The organism is Lysobacterales bacterium (genome assembly GCA_014946745.1).
Classification (GTDB): domain Bacteria; phylum Pseudomonadota; class Gammaproteobacteria; order Xanthomonadales; family Xanthomonadaceae; genus Aquimonas.
Genome location: JADCRD010000001.1, coordinates 332,367 through 347,276, shown reverse-complemented (window position 1 = coordinate 347,276; position 14,910 = coordinate 332,367). Strand labels below are relative to the sequence as shown.

11 protein-coding genes are annotated in these 14,910 nt (G+C 69.1%); all 11 read right to left on the bottom strand.

All coding sequences use genetic code 11. The annotated features are described in order from the left end of the window. Window positions 1–78: 78 nt before the first annotated feature. The 11 genes from H4O13_01455 to H4O13_01405 all read right to left on the bottom strand — a co-directional run bounded on the left by H4O13_01455 (window position 79) and on the right by H4O13_01405 (window position 14,784). Window positions 79–4,788 (bottom strand): delta-60 repeat domain-containing protein, encoded by a 4,710-nt coding sequence (locus tag H4O13_01455; GenBank protein MBE5314052.1) that lies wholly within the window; start codon window positions 4,786–4,788, stop codon window positions 79–81. Window positions 4,789–5,057: 269 nt separating this feature from the next. After that, window positions 5,058–6,005, bottom strand: coding sequence for a DNA polymerase III subunit delta' (gene holB / locus H4O13_01450; GenBank protein MBE5314051.1), 948 nt, complete (start codon window positions 6,003–6,005; stop codon window positions 5,058–5,060). Further along, window positions 6,002–6,631 (bottom strand): dTMP kinase, encoded by a 630-nt coding sequence (locus tag H4O13_01445; GenBank protein ID MBE5314050.1) that lies wholly within the window; start codon window positions 6,629–6,631, stop codon window positions 6,002–6,004. The genes holB and H4O13_01445 overlap by 4 nt, the downstream gene beginning before the upstream one ends. An 8-nt stretch (window positions 6,632–6,639) precedes the next feature. After that, entirely contained in the window at window positions 6,640–7,668 is a 1,029-nt protein-coding gene (gene mltG, locus H4O13_01440) for an endolytic transglycosylase MltG (protein ID MBE5314049.1), read from the bottom strand. A 46-nt stretch (window positions 7,669–7,714) separates the two neighbouring features. Beyond that, the gene (gene pabC, locus H4O13_01435) at window positions 7,715–8,539 is read right to left on the bottom strand and encodes an aminodeoxychorismate lyase (GenBank protein MBE5314048.1); all 825 of its coding nucleotides are present in this window, start codon (window positions 8,537–8,539) and stop codon (window positions 7,715–7,717) included. Beyond that, window positions 8,539–10,143 carry an aminodeoxychorismate synthase component I gene (locus H4O13_01430; GenBank protein MBE5314047.1) on the bottom strand — a complete coding sequence of 535 codons (1,605 nt, stop codon included), beginning with the start codon at window positions 10,141–10,143 and terminating at the stop codon, window positions 8,539–8,541. The genes pabC and H4O13_01430 overlap by 1 nt, the downstream gene beginning before the upstream one ends. 32 nt (window positions 10,144–10,175) lie before the next feature. Continuing rightward, on the bottom strand, window positions 10,176–11,414 hold the full coding sequence (gene fabF, locus H4O13_01425) for a beta-ketoacyl-ACP synthase II (GenBank protein ID MBE5314046.1): 1,239 nt from the start codon (window positions 11,412–11,414) through the stop codon (window positions 10,176–10,178). A 175-nt stretch (window positions 11,415–11,589) separates the two neighbouring features. Continuing rightward, complete coding sequence (gene acpP / locus H4O13_01420; protein MBE5314045.1) at window positions 11,590–11,829, bottom strand: acyl carrier protein; 240 nt, start codon at window positions 11,827–11,829, stop codon at window positions 11,590–11,592. A gap of 146 nt (window positions 11,830–11,975) precedes the next feature. Continuing rightward, window positions 11,976–12,719, bottom strand: coding sequence for a 3-oxoacyl-ACP reductase FabG (gene fabG, locus H4O13_01415; GenBank protein MBE5314044.1), 744 nt, complete (start codon window positions 12,717–12,719; stop codon window positions 11,976–11,978). A 36-nt stretch (window positions 12,720–12,755) separates the two neighbouring features. Continuing rightward, window positions 12,756–13,703, bottom strand: a complete 948-nt coding sequence (gene fabD / locus H4O13_01410; GenBank protein ID MBE5314043.1) for an ACP S-malonyltransferase — start codon at window positions 13,701–13,703, stop codon at window positions 12,756–12,758. A 109-nt stretch (window positions 13,704–13,812) separates the two neighbouring features. Further along, window positions 13,813–14,784, bottom strand: coding sequence for a ketoacyl-ACP synthase III (locus tag H4O13_01405; GenBank protein MBE5314042.1), 972 nt, complete (start codon window positions 14,782–14,784; stop codon window positions 13,813–13,815). Between the last annotated feature and the right edge of the window lie 126 nt (window positions 14,785–14,910).

The following is a 14,910-nucleotide window of genomic DNA, read 5'->3' as shown; positions in this document are numbered from 1 at the left end:
CATGTCCGGCGCAGAGGGGTGCTGCCAGCCGCGCGAAGCATAACGACTGCGGCGCGGCTCACAGTCTGCGAAGAGGGACTACTCGCAAGCCCGCTGCTCGAACCCGCTGCAGAAGATCTCCCGCGGCGGGATGCCGGTGGGCTCGACGGCAGTGAAACCGGCCATGGGCACGTGCCCGGCGAACTCGAACTCGCCGCCAAGGGTCACGGCCTGATCGATGTGGGCGAGTCTTGCGCCCCGCGGCGGGGTGTCACCGTAACCGGCAAGGATGGCGAACACCGGGCCATCGAAGCTGGGGTTCCAGTTCGGGTCGGCCAAGCCGGAGACCGGATCGAGCTTGGCCGCACGACTGCGGAACGCTCCGCCCATCCGTAGGAAGTCACCACCCAAGAAGATGGCCCCATCCTGCCCCCGCGCAATGGCACGCACGGCGCCGGCGAAGGTGGTGCCGCCGGGGTTCCAGGGCTGCACCGCGCCGGTGACGGCGTCCACGCGACCGATCTGCTGACGCGTGCTGCCGCTCAGGCTGCTGAAATTGCCACCGACGTAGAGCGCGTTGCCGTCGAGCAGCAAACTCCAGACGAGGTTGTTGGCCGGGGCGTTCCACGACGTGGCCAGCGCTCCCGTTGACGTGATGCGAGCGAGGTTCTGGCGCGGCTGACCGCCAACAGCGGTGAAGGTGCCGCCGAGAAAGAGATCGCCGGAAGCATCGCGCTGCATGGCCAGCACGCCGCCGTTGGCGGAGATCTGCGCGTTCCAGACGGGATCGACAGCGCCCGTTGCCGGGTCCAGCTTGACCAGCGCCTGTCGGCTCACGCCGCCGAAGGTGCCGAAGATACCGCCGACCAGCAGTCCGTCGGGCTGCGGCGCGAAGGCGTAGATCGTGCCGTTCGATGCCAGTTCGCCGCCCGTACCAAACGCCGTGTCCCGCGCTCCAGTCGATGTGAACTTGAGAAGCGCGCCGGTCGTACCGACAAAGATCTCCCCTGTCCCCGACACGCCGATCGCCTGCACGAAACGACTACCGACCGAGGGAGCGAAGGTCGTGTCGAACTGGCCCGCGGCCGTGACGCGCACCAGGTTTTCCTGATTGCCGCCCACGCGGGCAAACCGGCCGCCAATCAGGGTGGCGCCGTCCGGCTGCCGTGCAAGCGCGCGGATGATGGGCGGACGCGTGATGAACTCGGCCGGTACGCGCACACCGTCGGCTCGACGCAGCTGCACTGCGCCCATCGCAAGCACCCCGCTGGCATCCAGCAGCTGGGCACCGTTCGAGAGCCAGAGATTCGGCCCCAGCGGATGCAGAGCACTCGCGGAAAACTCTGCTTGGAACGTCGGATCCACCTGCCCGGTCTGCGGGTCCATGCGGGCCGTCGCAAACGTGCAGGGCGTGCTCGGCAGGCAGTTGGCGCCGGCCACATACAGGCTCCCGTCGAGCAGCAGCATCGCATCGACGCCGGAGAACACACTGGGCGCGAACGCGGCGCTGACGGCCCCCGCACTGTTCACGCGTGCCGGCTGCGTCACCGCTTGACCCGCGAGCCGGGTAAAGCTCCCCGCCACATAAAGGCCACCCGCGCCATCCGCGATCGCGCGCTGCACGGGATAGCTGACGCCCGCGACCGGCCCGGACGGATCGAGTACGAAGCCGGGGTCAAGCACGCCTGTCGCCCTGCTCACGCGGGCGATCTGTGCCCGTGTTGTGCCATTGACCCTATCGAAGCTGCCAAAGACGTAAAGGTCGGACCCGTCGACAAGCAGGCTGGCGAACAGCTGCTTGCTCGTGGAGTCGGTGCTCAAGTCGACCACAAATCCCGGCAGCACGGCTCCGGTGCTGCCGGAGAGGCGGACGATCTGGGTGAAGCGGATACTCGGGCTGCCGGAGATCACCGTCTGCGCGGTCTGCACCAGCAGGTTTCCGTCGGGCTCCACCGCCAGCGTCGTGCGGCCAGAGGCGACTTCGATCGATGGGGTGCCGGCGGTCCAGGCGCTGACGACGCTTCCCGTCGGCGTGAGTTTGGCGATGTTCCGCCGCATTGCGCCGTTGATGTAACCGAAGCTGCCGATGACGTAGACGTTGTCTGCAGAATCACGCGCGAGCGCGGTCACGCTACCGATGACATCCGCGCTGAAGGCGGTGTCCAGAGTTCCATCGGGCCGCAGCTTGGCCAAACCGCGGCGGATCTGATCGCCCACGCGGTTGAAGCTGCCGCCGATCACCAGACTGCCGTCGGAGAGACGTACCGAAGCCGCAGGCGCACTGGCCGAACGCAGATCGACGGCGGTGTTCACCGGCGGCGTGCTGCTCTCGCCGGCGACGGTGTGGGGTTCGGTGGCGCTGCTGGGGAGCAGCAGGGGCGTTCCCGCAAAGCGCGCAGTCAGCTGGCGCGTGCCTGACACGCGGCCGACCAGCTCGCAAGCCCCGTTGCCGGCGGAATCTAGGAACGTCGTGCAGAGCTCGCCGCGGTCGTCGCTGATATCGACGCGCTGATTGCTGGCGGGCACTCCGCCCGCACCCGTCACGTTGACCGTCACCCGATAGGCCTGGAAGGGCTGCGAGCGCTCCGGGCTGTCGCTGGTGATGGTGGTGGTGGTGGCGACGGGAATGGCGTTGAGGGGAAAGGCAAGCAAGCCCACCTGACGCTGCGACGCTGGCGCGTAGTAGGCCATGAAGCCTCCGGCGAGCACGCGTCCACCTTGCTCGATCACCGTGTTGAGGCCCACATCGAGGGCAGGTGCGAAAAGCGCCGCCACCTGATTGCCGTGTGAGATCCGAGCCAGCAGCTGCCTCGGCTGATCTCCCATCAGGCTGAAGTTGCCGCCCGCGTAGATGCCGTCGGAGGCAGCGGCCAAGGTGGTGACTGCGCTGTTGGGAAACGTTGTCCAGCTGGGGTCGGGCGCGCCGGTTGCCTGCGAAAGCCTGGCAAGGCCCGTGCGACCGAGACCGCTGATGGAGGTGAAGAATCCGCCGACGTAGAGGGTTCCATCGGGGCCGGGCAAGAGCGCACGGACCGTTGAGTTGGCGTTGGCAACGAAGTTCGCATCAAGCGCGCCGGCACGGTTGACCTTGGCCACGCGGCTGCGAGGAACGCCGGCCACCGAACTGAAGTTGCCGGCGATGAACACGGCATCGCCGATTGGAGCAATCGCCCTCACCTGATTGTTGGGGTTGGGGTTGAAGGCCGTGGGCAGGCCCGTACTGCGGCTCAGCTCGGCGACGTTGTTGCGCGCCTGGCCAGCCACCGCGTTGAACGGGCCGCCTGCAAACACGGTATTGGCAGCCTCGTCGATGGCCAAGGCATACACGGGCCCGGAGGCGCCCGGAATCCAGTTGGAATCGAAGTTCCCACCGTGCGTGAGCCGGACCAGATTGTTGACTGTCGGGGTACCGGCGCTGGCGAATTCACCGCCCACATACACGTGGTGGGCGTCGCTGACGAGGGCGCTCACCCAACGGCGGCCGACCAGGGGCGGCAACCAGGCGGTGTCCAGAGCACCGGCTGGTGTCAGGCGCAGCAGGCCGGGCCTGAACGCCGCGCCGATCCTGTGGAATCGACCGCCCACGTAGGTGCCTCCGTCGGGCGCGCTCGCCAAGGCCTCAACCCAGCCGCGATCCTCGCTGTAGGGGCTGCTGGCCAGTGCGTTGCCCGAGGCGTCGAGTCGAGCCACGCCGGGAGTGTAGGTCGCGCCCACCTGGATGAAGTCGCCCAACAGGAGCGCCGTGCCATCCGCCTTGGCCCAGACGCCGAAGGTGAAGAGGCCGTCCGTCGCTGGGCGCCAGTTGGGGTCGGCGGCGCCGGTTCCCGTCTTGGCGACGCGCCCCACCCTGTGGACAGTCACCGCACCCAGCTGCGAGAGAGATCCCCCGAGATAGACATGATTGGGCGTGATGTTCAGGCCGTAGAGACATGCACTGCTCTGGGGCGCGGGATTCCATGTCGCGTCTACGGCGCCCGACCCGGACGCAGACACCCGCGCAGCACCGTTCCGGGCAAGCCCGGAGGCCTGGCTGAAGCAGCCCGCCAGGTAGACGAAGCCCTCGTCGATCTCCATTCGGAAGATGTTCGAGTTGAAGGTGGGCGCCCATGCGGGATCCACCGAGCCGTCGACCAGGGAAAGCTTGGCGGCGTTGCTTCGCGTGACTCCGCTGACTGAGGAGAACAGACCCGCGACGAACAGCGATGCCCCGTCCGTTCGCACGATGATGTCCGACGGAGACGAGACCACCGCCGTCACCGAGAATCCGGGATCCACAGCACCCGAAACGAGATCGACCTTCGCGACCAGGTTCCGATTGACGGTCCCGAGTTGGGTGAAGGTTCCGCCGACAAACACCCAGTTCCCGAGGACGGCGAAGGAGTCGAACCGGTAGTTGGAGTTGGAACCGGCATTCGGATCCCATGCGGACAGGGCGCCCGTGGTGATCGAGACCTTGGCGAGCCCCCTTCGACTGCTGCCGTTGACCGCACTGAAGGTGCCGGCCATCAGCAGTTCATCGCCGACGGCAGCGAGCCCGAACACGGTGCCGTTAGGCTCGACCTGCCAGGCCGTGTCGACCGTTCCATCTGGCCGGATCTTGGCGAGAAGTGGACGCTCGACCTCGCCACCCAGCCATCGTCCGTCGTGGCTGACGATGGCACTGCCGTCAGGCAACAGCACGGCGGTGCGACCCTGCGCCGCGGCGCGCAGATCAAGGCTCGGCTGCGCCAGCGGCGCCGGCAGCTGCGCCATGACGGGCGCGCAGAGCGCCAACCCCAGGACCATCAGAACGCGCTTCAGACACTTCATGCTCGCAGTCCCCCACGGCCTCGGATCGGGCCCGGCGGCGGAGCCTACGCGGGGAACTCTCCGGCGCGATCAGGCGAAGCTGTGAAATGTTCTGAAACTTGGGCAGACGCAGGACGCGGGGCCTCGCAGCCCGGCACGTCAAGTCTGAAATTCCCTGAATCCCCTTACGGATCAGTCACCTGGAATGAACCCTTCCGAGAGGGCGTGCACCCCTGCAGCGTCCTCGGCGCGTCGACGCATGGCCCCGAACGGTGCGCCTCAGGCCGGCCTCACGCCACCGCACGCCACCCCGCCAGCAGTTCGCCCAGCAGCAGGTCGGCCTTGAGCGGGGTGTCGAGCTGGGCGCGCACGCGGTTGGCGCGGTCGTACCAGTCGGCGAGTTCGGGAACGGCATCGGCTTCGCCGCAGAGCAGACGCTCGCGACTGCGCCCGCGCGCCAGTGCGGCCGCATGGGCGAGGCGCTCTTGAGGGCGATCGTCCAGCCAGGCCTTGACCGTCTCGCTCAGCGCGGCGCGGCGCGCGGCGAGCGCATCGAGGTCGCGCTGCACGGCCTCGCGCAGTTCGAGGCCGCCCTCGCTCAGCAAGGCCTGGGCCTCGCCGGGGTGGCCATCGCAGAGTGACAGCGCCTGCTCGACGCGCGCGGCAGGCAGGCCTTGGGCGAGCAGCCAGGTGCGGGCTTCGTCCTGCGGCGGCGGGCGCAGCTCGATGCGCTGACAGCGGCTGCGGATCGTCGCCGAAAGGCGATACGGCGCGTCGCTGACGAGGATCAGATAGCGCCCGTCCTGCGGCTCTTCGAGGGTCTTCAGCAACGCGTTGGCGGCGTTGTGGTTGAGCGCGTCCGCGGGATCGATCAGGCTGACGATGGCGCCGCCCAGCTGGGCGGTGAGGCTGATCCTGTCGCTCAGCTCGCGCATCTGCTCGACGACGATCACGCTGCGCGGCTCGCCCTTGTCGTTGAGCGCGAAGCTGATCCGATGCAGGTCCGGATGCGTGCCGGCCGCCAGCAGCCGGCAGCTGCGGCACTGACCGCAGGCCGGCTCGCCCGGTGAGGCCCCGGTGCACAGCAAACGCGCGGCGATGGCTTCGACCAGCACGCGCTTGCCCAGCCGCGCCGGCCCGCAGACCAGCAGGCCGTGACCCAGCCGCTGTGCTGCGTGGCTGGCCAGCACCCGCTCGAAGGCGCGCTGCTGCCAGGGCGCGAAGGCGGGCGCACTCATCGCGCCGCCTCGCGCTGGACGTTCAGGCGCGAAACCACGGCGGCAGCGACCGTCTCCGCCGGCTGGCCGGCATCGAGCACGCACCAGCGCTGCGGCTCGGCGGCGGCGCGCGTCCGATAGCTCGCGCGCACGCGCTCGAAGAAAGCGATGGACTCGGACTCGATGCGATCCGGCGCCGCACGGCTGCCGGCGCGGGCGAGCCCGGTTTCGACCGGCAGATCGAGCAGAAAGCTCAGCCCCGGCTTCAAGCCCGCGACCCAGCGTTCGAGTTCGGCGATGCGCCCGCTGTCGATGCCGCGGCCGCCGCCCTGGTAGGCGAAACTCGCGTCGGTGAAACGGTCGCACAGCACCCACTCGCCGCGCGCCAGCGCAGGCAGGATGCGCTCGCGCACCAGCTGGGCGCGCGAGGCCATCATCAGCAGCAGCTCGCTCTCGGCGCACAGGCCACGCAGCTCGGGGTTGAGCAGCACCGCACGCACCGCCTCGCCGACCGCGGTGCCGCCCGGCTCGCGCAGCAGCAGCACGGTCTCGCCCGCCGCGCGCAGGGACTCGGCGGCAGCGGTGATCACCGTGCTCTTGCCGGCGCCCTCGCCGCCTTCGAAGCTGACGAAACGCGCGTGGCTGATCCACTGGCTCACTGCCCTGCCCTCCGGCTGCGCTCGATCTGACGCCAGCGCGCGACCGCGCGGTTGTGCTCCTGCAGGGTGCGCGAGAACACGTGGCCGCCGTCGCCGCTGGCCACGAAGTACAGGCTGTCGCCGGGCGCCGGATCGACCGCGGCCTCGATGGCGGCGCGACCCGGCATCGCGATCGGGGTCGGCGGCAGGCCGTCGCGGGTGTAGGTGTTCCAGGGCGTGTCGGTATCGAGATGGGCGCGAGTGATGACGCCGCGGTAGCTGTCGCCGGCGCCGTAGATCACGGTCGGATCGGTCTGCAGGCGCATGCCGATGCGCAGGCGGCGGATGAATACGCCCGAGACTTCGCGGCGCTCACCGCCGATGCCGGTTTCCTTCTCGATGATCGAGGCGAGGATCAGGGCCTCGTCGGCCGACTTCAGCGGCAGATCGGCCTGGCGATTGGCCCAGGCACGTTCGAGCACGCGGTCCATCGCGCGCTTGGCGCGGCGCAGGACATCGAGATCGCTCATGCCGCGGGTGTAGTAGTAGGTCTCGGGCAGGAAGCGGCCTTCCGCCGGCACGCCCTCGGCGTCGAGCCGGCGCATGATCTCGGCCTCGTCGAGGCCCGGCAGGGTCTGCTGCAGCGCCTCGGCTTGGGCGAGCGCCAAGCGCAGCTCGCGGAAGGTGCTGCCCTCGACCAGGGTGAAGGCACGCTGCAGCACGCGGCCGTCCGCAAACTGCTGCAGCAGCTGGCGCGGGGTGGCATTCACAGGCAGACGGTACTCGCCGGCCTGGATGCGCCCGCCCACCTGCATCTCGCGGGCCAGGAGACGCCAGAACTCCTCGCGGCCGGTCTCGACGCCGACGCCCTCAAGGCGCTGCAGCACACGACGCAGGCCGTCGCCGCGCTGCAGGATCACGTCGGTCTCGGCGGTCAGGCCCGCCACCGGCGCATCGACGAAGCCCTGGTACCGCTGCCACAGCCAGAATGCGGCACCGCCGACGGCGAGCAGGCCGACCAGAAAGAGGCCGAGAAATGCACGCAGCCAGCGCCGCGGCCGCGGTGTGGAATCGCTCAAAACGGAAGCTCCTTCAGGCCTGCGGGGCCAGCGCCGGAACTTCGCTCCAGAGCTGGGCCTGCAGGCCGGCAATCAGGGGCTGGGGGCGATAGGTCCGCGCGCCCAGCCGGGCAGCCGGCAGGATACCGCGCAGGCTGCTGCAGACGAATACGCCGTCCGCGCGCTCGATGTCCTGCGGCAGCAGTTCGCCGATCTCGACCTCGGCGCGGGTCATGACCCAGTCGCGACAGATGCCGGCGATGCCAGCGGCGCGCAGGGAGGGCGTGCGCAGGCGGCCGCCGCGCAGGGCGAATACGTTGGCCGCAGTCGCACAGGTGACGCGCCCGGCAGTGTCGAGCATCAGCCCCTCGGCTGCGCCGGTGTTGGCCAGTTCGGCGCGCGCCAGCACGTTCTCGAGGCGATTGAGATGCTTGAAGCCAGCGAGGCGGGGCTGAAGTGCGAGCCGCGTTGCGCACCAGCGCAGCCTGACGCCCTCGACGTAATCGGTCGCGACCAGCGGCGGCGCCGCATGCAGGCTCAGGATGCGCTGGCTGCGCGCGCCGGGCTCCGGCGCATAGCCGCGGCCGGCCCCCTCGCGCGCCAGCAGGATCTTCAGCACCGCACGCTGCTGGCCCGCGCACAGCTCGCCCGCCTCGAATGCGAGCAGGTCGGGATCGGGCAGCCGCAGACCCAAGGCCTCGCAGCCTCGACCGAGGCGCGCCAGGTGCTCACCCCACCAGACCGGCCGACCGTCCTGCACCAGCAGGGTTTCGAACACGCCATCGCCATAGTTGAGCGCACGGCTGTCGACACAGATCGCATCGGCGGGCGCGCCGTCGATCAGCACGCCGAAGCGCATCAGGCGCGGCGTCCGGCATTGAGGGGCGCAGACTCGGGCTGCGGTCGGTGGGAGGCGATGTCCATGGTCCCAGCAGTAGACAGTGCCGCAGGCGGGGCGTCCGCGGACTCGACCACAGGATGGACGACGGACCCGGCACTTGCATCCCTCGAGCCTGTCGAAGCCTTCCCCTCGGACGCTGGCAGCACGTCGCGGGGAGCGTGTTCATCGAAAGCGCGCAGCACGCCGCGCGCTTTGGCCCGGGTCTCGGCCAGCTCGGCCGCGGGCTCGGAATCGACCACGATGCCAGCGCCGGCGCGGAACCCCGCCTGCGCGCCGCGCAGCCACAGGCTGCGGATCAGGATGTTGAGGTCGAGATCACCGCTGCGGTCGAGATAGCCCAGCGCACCGGTGTAGGGGCCGCGGCCCTCGCCCTCCAGCTCGGCGATGATCTGCATGCAGCGCACCTTGGGGCAGCCGGTGATGGTGCCGCCCGGAAACACGGCGGCAATCGCCTGCCCCGGCCCGACCTCGGGCCGCAGCCGGCCGCGCACATTGCTGACGATGTGGTGGACGTGGGCATAGCTTTCGAGGCCCATCAGCTCGTCGACTTCGACCGTGCCCGGCACGCAGACGCGGCCCAGGTCATTGCGCTCGAGATCGATCAGCATGATGTGCTCGGCGCGCTCCTTGGGATGCCCGATCAGCTCGGCGCGTCGACGCGCGTCGTCCAGTGCATCGCCGGGCTGGCGCGGACGCGTACCCGCGATCGGCCGCGTCTCGGCTACACCCGATCGCAGCGACAGCAGGCGCTCGGGCGAGGAGCTCAACACCGCCCAGTCCTGCCAAGCCAGCAGCCCCGCAAACGGCGCGGGATTGGCCGCGCGCAGCCGGGCGTACAGATCCGCTGGCGCCGGGGCGGAGGCAAAAGCCACGCGCCAGGGCCGCGACAGGTTCACCTGGAACACATCGCCGGCGCAGAGGTAATCGAGGATGCGGCGCACGCCGGCTTCGAACTGCGCGCCTGCGGCTTCGTCGATGCGGTGCGCGGGCAGTGCGGGCAGTGCGCGCGCTGCGGGCGTCGCGTCCGCGGTCGCGCGCTGGGCTTCGGCGGCCTTGGCCCAAGCGCGCTGCAGTCGCTCGATCAGGGCTTGCGCCTGCGGATGATCGTCCTCGACCACGGCCCGCGCCTGCCCGGTTTCGCGATCGCGCAGGATCGCCGCGCGACAGCGCAGGGCGAGTGCAATCGGCAGGCCGCCGGGGGCGGCGAGTCGCGGCACGCTGGGTTCGATCTCGGCCGCGAGCTCATAGCCCAGCAGCAGGGCCCAGCCGCCGCCGAAGGCCAGGCCATCGCTGCGCACCGGCGTGCGGGCTTCAGCGCAGGCGCGGTCCAGGTGATCGAGAAAGCCACCGGGCAGCGTTCGACCCTCGAGATCGCGCAGCACGCCGTCGTCACCCAGCGCGAAGCCGCCTTCGGGCGCGGCCAGCAGCAGGTCGTAGCGAGCGCGACCGCCCTGGGCTGCGCTCTCCAGCAGGCAGGGGAAAAACTCCGGCTCGGCCCGATGCAGGTCGAGCAGATCGACAGCGGGCAGATCAACCGCGGCGGGCGGCAGGACGCTGTGCATGCGGGCAAGCCGAGCCGACGTGTGCCGACGCGTCAGACGCGGCGGAACACCAGGGTGCCATTGGTGCCGCCGAAGCCGAAGCCGTTGGACATCGCGACCTCGATTCTCGCCTCGCGCGCCACATTGGGCACGTAGTCGAGATCGCAGCCCTCGCCGGGCTCGTCGAGATTGATCGTCGGCGGTACCAGCCCGTGGTACAGCGCGAGGATGCTGAAGATCGCCTCGACGCCGCCGGCTGCGCCCAGCAGATGGCCGGTCATCGACTTGGTCGAACTGACCAGGGTGCGGTAGGCGTGGTCGCCAAACGCGCGCTTCATCGCCAGCGTTTCAGCGAGGTCGCCCAACGGCGTCGATGTGCCGTGGGCGTTCAGGTAGCCGACCTGATCGGCATTGAGGCCGGCATCGCGCAGGGCGGCCATCATGCAGCGCGCCGCGCCCTCGCCGTCCTCGGCGGGTGCGGTCATGTGGTAGGCGTCTGAGCTCGCGCCGAAGCCGGCCAGCTCGCAGTAGATGCGCGCGCCGCGCGCCTTGGCGTGTTCGTACTCCTCCAGCACCAGCACGCCGGCGCCGTCGCCCATGACGAAGCCATCGCGGTCCTTGTCCCAGGGGCGCGAGGCGCGGGTCGGGTCGTCATTGCGGGTGGACATCGCCTTCATCGAGCAGAAGCCGGCGACCGAGGTCGGGCTGCTGCCGCGCTCGGCGCCACCGGCGACCATCACGTCGGCATCGCCGTACTGGATCAGGCGCATCGCCATGCCGACCGAATGGTTGGCGGTGGCGCAGGCCGAGACGGCCGAGAAGTTCGGGCCCTTGATGCCGGTGAGGATCGACAGATGACCCGAGACCATGTTGATGATCGTGCTCGGCACGTAGAAGGGCGAGACCTTGCGCGGGCCGCCTTCGAGCAGGCGCGCGGTGGTGTCCTCGATGCCGAGGATGCCGCCGATGCCCGAGCCGATGATGGTGCCCATGCGCTCGGCGTTGGCTTCGCTGATTTCGAGGCCGGAGTCCTTCAGCGCCATCAGCCCGGCAGCGACGCCGTAGTGGATGAACGGGTCCATCCGCTTGGCCTCTTTGGCCGGAATGTAGGCGGCAGGATCGAAATCCCTCACTTCGCCGGCGATGCGCGTGGCGTACGCGCCAGGGTCGAAGCTGGTGATCGGGCCGATGCCCGAGCGGCCGTGGGAAATGTTGTCCCAGGCAGTGGCGAGATCATTGCCGACCGGCGAGACGATGCCCATGCCGGTGATGACGACGCGACGCTTGCTCATGCTGGCTCCGTGCCGGCGCTCGTCGCGCCCGGCTGATGTTCAGTGGCCGACGCGTTAGCGTCGACGGGAAACGGATGCGGGTGTGCCGCAAAAGAAAGCCGCCCCGTCGGACGACGGGGGCGGCCTCTTCAAACGCTGGCGAGGCCCGCCCTGCGGGCCTCGCGCCGCAGCGGGATTACGACTTGACGTGAGCCTTCACGTAGTCGATCGCCTGCTGCACGCTGGTGATCTTCTCGGCGTCTTCGTCCGGGATCTCGCACTCGAACTCTTCCTCAAGCGCCATCACCAGCTCAACCGTGTCGAGCGAGTCCGCGCCCAGATCGTCCACGAAGGAGGCGTTGGGGGTGACTTCATCTTCCTTGACGCCCAGCTGTTCCACGACGATCTTCTTGACGCGTTCTTCGATGCTGCTCATGGGGTTCAATTCCTCTCCGGGAAAACTCGGCGCATTGTAGTGGGAACCGCCAGACCGCACCAAGGCACGATTCCAGCCAACCCGTCTGCGCCCGACGGGCTTTCGATTCAGGGTGTTGCCGCTCCAGCCCGGACGCGCTCGGCGCGTCAGGGCATATACATACCACCGTTCACATGCAGGGTCTCGCCGGAGATGTAGCCGGCATGCGGGCCGGCAAGGAAGGCCACCGCATTGGCGATGTCCTGCGCTTCGCCCAAGCGTCCCAGCGCGATCTGACCCAGCAGCGCGCTGCGGGCGTCTTCAGGCAGCGCACGGGTCATGTCGGTGTCGATGAAGCCCGGCGCCACCACGTTGACGGTGACGCCGCGGCTGCCGATCTCTTTCGCCAGCGATTTCGAAAAGCCGATGATGCCGGCCTTGGCGGCGGCGTAGTTCGCCTGACCCGCGTTGCCGGTGACACCGACGACCGAGGCGATGCTGATGATGCGGCCCTTGCGTGCCTTCATCATGCCGCGCAGCACGGCCTTGCTGGTGCGGAAGACCGAGCTCAGGTTGGTGTCGAGGATGGCCTGCCAGTCCTCGTCCTTCATGCGCATCAGCAGGTTGTCGCGGGTGATGCCGGCATTGTTCACCAGGATGCCGATGGCGCCGAACTCCTTGCCGATCGACTCGATCAACGCCTCGACCTGCGCGCCATCGGCCACGTCGAGCACGCGGCCCGTGCCGCCGTGCGGGGCAAGGCGCTCGCCGATGGCGGCTGCGCCCGATTCCGAGGTCGCCGTGCCGATCACCTTGGCGCCCTGGGCGGCCAGGGTGTCGGCGATGGCGGCACCGATGCCGCGACTGGCGCCGGTGACAAGCGCGATTTCGCCTGCGAGGAGCGGGTTCATGCAGTTCTCCATTCGATAGGGGCCGGGCTGTGCGGCTTAACGCTCGCCCCAGAAGCTCAGTGCGTCCTCGAAGTCGACGAGGCTGCCGAGGGTTTTCGATTCGACGCCGCGATCGATGCGCTTGATCAGGCCAGCGAGCACCTTGCCCGGGCCGCATTCGACGAAACGGTTGGCGCCGGCGGCGATCATCTGCTGCACGCAGTCGGTCCAACGCACCGGCAGATAGAGCTGGCGCACCAGCGCCGACTTCAGCGCTTCAAGATCCGTAGCGATGCCGGCGTCGACGTTATGCACCAGCGGCAGGCTGGGCAGGCGCAGCGGGGTGGCGGCAATGCGTGCAGCAAGGGCATCGGCCGCATCGCGCATCAGCGGCGTGTGCGAGGGCACGCTCACCGCGAGCTTCACCGCCTTGCGTACGCCGCGCTCGGCCAGTGCCGCGATCGCTGCGTCCACCGCTTGCGCGTGGCCGCCGATCACGATCTGGCCAGGCGAGTTGTAATTGGCCGGAACCACCACGCGCTCGGCCGAAACCGCGGCGCAGACCTCTTCGACGACGGCATCGTCAGCACCGAGGAAGGCCGCCATCGCGCCCGTGCCGGCCGGCACCGAGGCCTGCATCAGGCGGCCGCGCTCGCGTACCAGCGCCGCGGCGTCGGACAGCTCAAGCGCATCCGCGGCGACCAGGGCGCTGTACTCGCCAAGGCTATGGCCGGCGAGACGCGCCGGCAGGCAACCGCCCTGCGCTCGCCACAGCCGGAACAGAGCGACGCTGGCAGCCAGCAGCACCGGCTGGGTGTATTCAGTCTGATTGAGTCGCGCGTCATCGGCCGATGCGGCGATGGCCCACAGGTCAACGCCAGCGCCGGCCGAGGCCTCGGCAAAGCTTTCGATGACGAACGGGTAGCGCTCGGCGAGATCGACGAGCATGCCGGGCGCTTGCGAACCCTGGCCCGGAAACACAAAGGCGATGGCGCTGGAACTCACGTGCGTTTGGCTCGGCTGGCCGTGGGAAGCCGCGCATCATACGGGAAGGGTGTCGCGAGCCGTCTGTACCGGGGCGTAGGGTCTCGACCCCGCCGAAGCCGCTCGGCGATCAGTAGCGGATCAAGGCCGAGCCCCAGGTAAAGCCCCCGCCGAAGGCTTCCAGCAGCAGCAGCTCGCCGCGCTGCACCTTGCCCGAGCGGATGGCCTCATCGAGCGCGAGCGGCACCGATGCGGCCGAGGTGTTGCCATGGCGATCGACGGTGACGATGACCCGATCCATCGACATGTTGAGGCGCTTGGCGGTCGCGCTGATGATCCGCAGATTGGCCTGGTGCGGAATCAACCAGTCGAGGTCACTCTTGTCGAGGCCGTTCGCCTGCAGGGTCTCTTCGACCACCGCATCGAGTGTCTTGACCGCGACCTTGAAGACCTCGTTGCCGGTCATGTGGATGCGCAGACCGGCGTTCGGTTCGCCGGGCTTGAAGCCCTTGGACACGCCGACCCGGGTCGCCAGCAGATGGCCATAGCCGCCGTCGGCGTGCAGATGCGTGGACAGGATGCCGGCTTCTTCGCTGGCTTCGAGCACCACCGCGCCAGCGCCATCTCCGAACAGCACGGCGGTGGTGCGATCGTCCCAATCGAGCATGCGGGTCAGCGTCTCGGCGCCGATCACGAGCGCCTTCTTCGACATGCCGCTGCGGATCATGGCGTTGGCCGTGCCCAGCGCGTACATGAAGCCCGAGCAGGCGGCGTTGACGTCGAAGGCGGCGCAGCCGTTGGCGCCCAGGCGGTGCTGGAGCAGGCAGGCCGAGGACGGAAACACCAGATCCGGCGTGGTGGTGCCGAGGACGATCAGATCAATCTCGCTGGCCTTCACACCGGCCGCTTCCAGCGCACGCAGCGCCGCCTGCTCGGCAAGGTCCACCGTGGTCTGGCCGTCGGCCGCGACGTGGCGTTGGCCGATGCCGGTGCGCTCGCGTATCCACTCGTCCGAGGTCTCGATGCGCTGGGCCAGCTCGTCGTTGGTGACGATGCGCTCGGGCAGATAGCTGCCCGTTCCGAGAATGCGAGCGAAGGGCATCGGGATCTCCTGGGGATGGCGAGGTGAGCGTGGGTGAGGACGGCGCCGCCGCGCGCGCTTCCGCGCACCGGGCGCAGGGCGGCGACACAGAGGCCATCGGCGGGCTGCGAATGATGACGCCAATGT

Bases quoted from the DNA above. Each gene is read 5' to 3' on its own strand.
- H4O13_01455 (MBE5314052.1), bottom strand. From the start codon at position 4,788: ATGAAGTGTCTGAAGCGCGTTCTGATGGTCCTGGGGTTGGCGCTCTGC.
- holB (MBE5314051.1), bottom strand. From the start codon at position 6,005: ATGAGTGCGCCCGCCTTCGCGCCCTGGCAGCAGCGCGCCTTCGAGCGG.
- pabC (MBE5314048.1), bottom strand. From the start codon at position 8,539: ATGCGCTTCGGCGTGCTGATCGACGGCGCGCCCGCCGATGCGATCTGT.
- H4O13_01430 (MBE5314047.1), bottom strand. From the start codon at position 10,143: ATGCACAGCGTCCTGCCGCCCGCCGCGGTTGATCTGCCCGCTGTCGAT.
- fabF (MBE5314046.1), bottom strand. From the start codon at position 11,414: ATGAGCAAGCGTCGCGTCGTCATCACCGGCATGGGCATCGTCTCGCCG.
- acpP (MBE5314045.1), bottom strand. From the start codon at position 11,829: ATGAGCAGCATCGAAGAACGCGTCAAGAAGATCGTCGTGGAACAGCTG.
- fabG (MBE5314044.1), bottom strand. From the start codon at position 12,719: ATGAACCCGCTCCTCGCAGGCGAAATCGCGCTTGTCACCGGCGCCAGT.
- H4O13_01405 (MBE5314042.1), bottom strand. From the start codon at position 14,784: ATGCCCTTCGCTCGCATTCTCGGAACGGGCAGCTATCTGCCCGAGCGC.